This is a genomic window from Neobacillus paridis (genome assembly GCF_016765675.1).
GTDB classification, from domain to species: domain Bacteria; phylum Bacillota; class Bacilli; order Bacillales; family Cytobacillaceae; genus Neobacillus; species Neobacillus paridis.
This window is the reverse complement of sequence record NZ_JAESWB010000135.1, coordinates 1-517: the sequence shown is the minus strand read 5'-3', so window position 1 is coordinate 517 and position 517 is coordinate 1. Positions and strand designations below refer to the sequence as shown.

The following is a 517-nucleotide window of genomic DNA, read 5'->3' as shown; positions in this document are numbered from 1 at the left end:
GGCACAGCATAATCCTCTCCCCTTCCTATGCCATTTCCACTCAAGTCAAGTGCTACCACATTACGCGTTTCCTTTAGAAAACGCATAAACCCTTCCCAAACTTTGCTGTTATCAAGACCGACACACCCTGTGATCGCACCTTTCTCATCCATCCAGTTCAATACGTCAAATTTTTCATACCATATTAATTGCCGAATAAGTTGATGCCGCTCGACATCATCCTCTGGAATTTCTCCGTCCAAAAAAGCACAATGACTAGGGTTATTGATATTAAGGTACAGATGTAAATCGTTACTATCCTGGGGCGCGGTTTGCTTTTTTCGTCCGTTTTTCCGCCGCCCCTGTTCATGGACGACGGAACTGCTGTTCGTTGATTGAGACGGAAATCGGGAAGATTCATACGACTTGGATAAGTTCGCACTATTCAAGGTGACCTCGTTAAGAATGGATGTTGTGACACAGTGGATCAGCACTTGTTTTGCTTGTGCCAAACTGTGGTCAAGGAGGAGAAATGACG

The 517-nt window shown here is 44.9% G+C and carries 1 protein-coding gene; it reads right to left on the bottom strand.

Going from position 1 to position 517, the window contains the following annotated elements:
* Nucleotides 1–428: hypothetical protein (locus tag JK635_RS08295; RefSeq protein ID WP_202653493.1), on the bottom strand; the 428-nt coding region annotated here is incomplete at its 3' end.
* Between the last annotated feature and the right edge of the window lie 89 nt (nt 429–517).